At 70.5% G+C, this 3159-nt stretch carries 4 protein-coding genes; 1 reads left to right on the top strand and 3 read right to left on the bottom strand.

The window, feature by feature from the left end:
• From VGD70_RS32995 to VGD70_RS32985, 3 genes are all read right to left on the bottom strand, one after another.
• Positions 1-864, bottom strand: an 864-nt coding sequence (locus tag VGD70_RS32995) for a 2-oxoacid:acceptor oxidoreductase family protein (RefSeq protein ID WP_331088367.1), incomplete at its 3' end; no start/stop codon positions are given.
• 136 nt (positions 865-1000) lie between these two features.
• Positions 1001-1762 carry an enoyl-CoA hydratase gene (locus VGD70_RS32990; RefSeq protein WP_331088365.1) on the bottom strand — a complete coding sequence of 254 codons (762 nt, stop codon included), beginning with the start codon at positions 1760-1762 and terminating at the stop codon, positions 1001-1003.
• A gap of 11 nt (positions 1763-1773) precedes the next feature.
• Positions 1774-2226 carry an Lrp/AsnC family transcriptional regulator gene (locus VGD70_RS32985; RefSeq protein ID WP_331088364.1) on the bottom strand — a complete coding sequence of 151 codons (453 nt, stop codon included), beginning with the start codon at positions 2224-2226 and terminating at the stop codon, positions 1774-1776.
• A gap of 74 nt (positions 2227-2300) precedes the next feature.
• Here VGD70_RS32985 and ddaH point away from each other — a divergent pair, with 74 nt between their 5' ends.
• Positions 2301-3128: a dimethylargininase gene (gene ddaH / locus VGD70_RS32980; RefSeq protein ID WP_331088362.1), complete on the top strand. Its 828-nt coding sequence runs from the start codon at positions 2301-2303 to the stop codon at positions 3126-3128.
• Positions 3129-3159: the final 31 nt, after the last annotated feature.

Here is a 3159-nt window from a genome sequence, read left to right as displayed (position 1 = left end):
CTCGTGGAGGATGTCCGACGCCGGGGTGATCGGGTAGCTGCCGAGCAGAATGGGCAGCCCGGAGCACTGGCCGGCCGCGACGAGCCCGTAGGCCAGCGCCATGTTGCCGGTGATCTGCCGGTAGGTGCCGGCCGGGAACTGCGCCGGCGGCACCTCGTAGGTGACCGCGAAGCTCTCGGTGGTCTCGCCGTAGTTCCAGCCCGCCCGGAACGCCAGCACGTTCGCCTCGGCGATGTCGGGCTTGCGGGCGAACTTCTCGCGCAGGAACCGCTCGGTGCCCTCGGTGGGCCGGTGGTACATCCACGACAGCAGACCGAGCGCGAACATGTTCTTGCAGCGCTCGGCGTCCTTCTTCGACAGGCCGGTGTCCTTGAGCGCGCCCTGGGTGAGGGTGGCCATCCGCACCGGGAAGACCTGGAAGCTCGACAGCGAGTCGTCCTCGAGCGGGTCGCCGTCGTAGCCGACCTTGGTGAGGTTGCGCTTGGAGAACTCGTCGGTGTTGACGATGACCGTGCCGCCGACGGGCAGGTCGGAGATGTTGGCCTTGAGCGCCGCCGGGTTCATCGCGACGAGGACGTCCGGCCGGTCGCCCGGCGTAAGGATGTCGTAGTCGGCGAAGTGGAGCTGGAAGCTGGAGACGCCGGGCAGGGTGCCCGCGGGGGCGCGGATCTCGGCGGGGAAGTTGGGCAGCGTGGCCAGGTCGTTGCCGAACGCCGCGGCCTCGGAGGTGAAGCGGTCGCCGGTGAGCTGCATGCCGTCGCCGGAGTCGCCGGCGAACCTGATGACGACCCGGTCGAGCTTGGTCACCTGGGTCGCTCTGGGACCCCCCGGCTTGCCGTTTCCCCCGTTCACGCTGGTACTCATGATCTGCTGGTCCCTCCGTACGCACGGTTACGTGCTCACTCGCCAACCCTATCCGCGCTGATGCCGTGATTCCCCGGGTGCCAAGCGTATTCGGGTCTCACATCACAATCCGGACTCTCAGCATGTGGAACTTTCGTCACGCATCGCGGGAAATGCGGGCTCGCATGGCGGCCAGCAGCTCGGCGAAGGCCGGCGTGTCCATCGAGGCGACCTGGGCTACCAGCTCGGTCTCGACCGCGTCGTCGTGCCGATCGTAGGTCGCGGTCGTGCGCAGCGTCCGCTTGGTGGCCGTGACCAGCTCGCGCGGCGCCTTCCCGGCGGGTGCGGCGAGCTCGACGGCGGCGTCGACGAGGGCGTCGTGGTCGCCGTCGACCGCCCGCAGCGCGAGGCCGGTGCGCACGGCCTCGGTGGCGTCGAGCGTGGTGCCGAACAGGGTCATCGCGGCGGCCGTCTGCGGGCCGACGACGCGCTGCAGCATCCAGGTCATGCCGCCGCCGGGGTGGATGCCGAGCTGCAGGAACCGGGCGTCGAACTTCGCCCGCGGGCCTGCGAGCCGGACGTCGCAGGCGAGCGCCAGGTTCAGGCCCGCGCCGACCGCGGCCCCGCCGACCGCGGCGATGGTGGGGAGCGTGCACCGGGCGACGGCGAGGAAGCCGGCGTAGATGGCGCGCAGGCCCTCCTCGCGGGCCGCGCCGAGCGCGGTGAGGTCGGCGCCGGCGCAGAAGGCGGGCGGTGCGCCGGTGACGACGAGGGCCGCGACGTCCTCGTCCCGCTCGCACTCGGCGACGAGCTCGGCGAGGCGGGCGGAGATCGGCAGCGTGATGGCGTTGCGCCGGTCGGGGACGTTGAGGGTGATGACCGCGGTGCGGTCGCGTCGTTGCAGCAGGACGTCGGTCATGGGTGGGGAGCCTATTGGCCGACCTCGGGAGCTGGTGGTCGCTCGAGCAGCCTGGACAGGACGACGGTGGAGACGGTCCGGTCGATCATGTCGACGGCGCGGAGGCGTTCGAGTGCGTCCTCGAGGTGGTGGATGTTGCCCGCGCGCAGGTGGACGATGGCGTCGGCCGCGCCGGAGACGGTATAGGCGGCGACCACCTCCGGCAGGGGCAGCAGGCGGGCCCGGATCCGGTCAGGGGTGACGTTGCCGATGCAGTGCACCTCGACGAAGGCCTCGGTGCCCCAGCCCAGGGCCTCCGGGTTGACGACCGCGGTGAAGCCCCTGAGCACGCCCGTGTCGAGCAGCCGGTCGACCCGGCGCTTGACCGCCGGCGCCGACAACCCGACCGCCTTGCCGATCTCCGAGTAGCTGGACCGCGCGTCGGCGACCAGCCGCGAAATGATTCGCTGATCTATGGTGTCCACACGCAACATTCTGCCGGTCGCGGGGTGCCTTTGCGACATTGATCGCTTCTCGCTCGCGCGCTTACATTGGAATCATGCGCGAGGCGACCGGGCGACGTTACCTGATGTGCGAGCCGACGTACTTCACCGTCGAGTACTCGATCAACCCGTGGATGGACCCGAGCCAGCCCGTGTCGACGGAGCTGGCCGTGAAGGAGTGGACCGAGCTGGCGGACACGTACCGCCGCTGGGGCCACCGGGTCGACTTCATCAAGCCCCAGCCGGGCCTGCCGGACATGGTCTTCGCGGCCAACTCGGGCACCGTCGTCGACGGCCGGGTTCTCGGCGCCCGCTTCCGCGCCTCGCAGCGAGCCGCCGAGGCCGACCACTACCGCCGCTGGTTCCTGGACCACGGCTACCGCGACGTCGTGATGCCCGCCAAGATCAACGAGGCCGAGGGCGACCTGACCTGGACCGGCGAGGTGCTCCTGGCCGGCACGGGCTTCCGCACGGACCCCGGTGCGCACGCGGAGGCGCAGGAGATCCTCGGCGTTCCCGTGGTGTCGCTGAACCTGGTGGACCCGCGCTTCTACCACCTGGACACGGCCCTGTGCGTGCTGACGCCGGCGGGGCCGGGCCGGCGCACGCACATCGCGTACTACCCGGAGGCGTTCTCGCCGGGCTCCCAGAGGGTCCTGTACCGCCTCTTCCCCGACGCGATCGTCGCCACCCCGGCGGACGCGGAATGCCTGGGCCTGAACGCGGTGTCCGACGGCCGCAACGTGGTCCTGCCGATGGAGGCCACCCATCTGGCGGACCAGCTGATCAACCACGGCTACGAGCCCTACTTCGTGGACATCTCCGAACTCCGCAAGTCCGGCGGAGGCCCCAAGTGCTGCACGATGGAGATCCGCGACCGCTGATCAGTCCTCGATCGGGACGGAGCCCGAGCAC

The sequence above is a fragment of the Actinophytocola sp. genome, assembly GCF_036402745.1.
In the GTDB taxonomy this organism is placed as follows: domain Bacteria; phylum Actinomycetota; class Actinomycetes; order Mycobacteriales; family Pseudonocardiaceae; genus Actinophytocola.
Note: the sequence above shows the minus strand (reverse complement) of the source record. Positions and strands in the feature narration are given on the sequence as shown.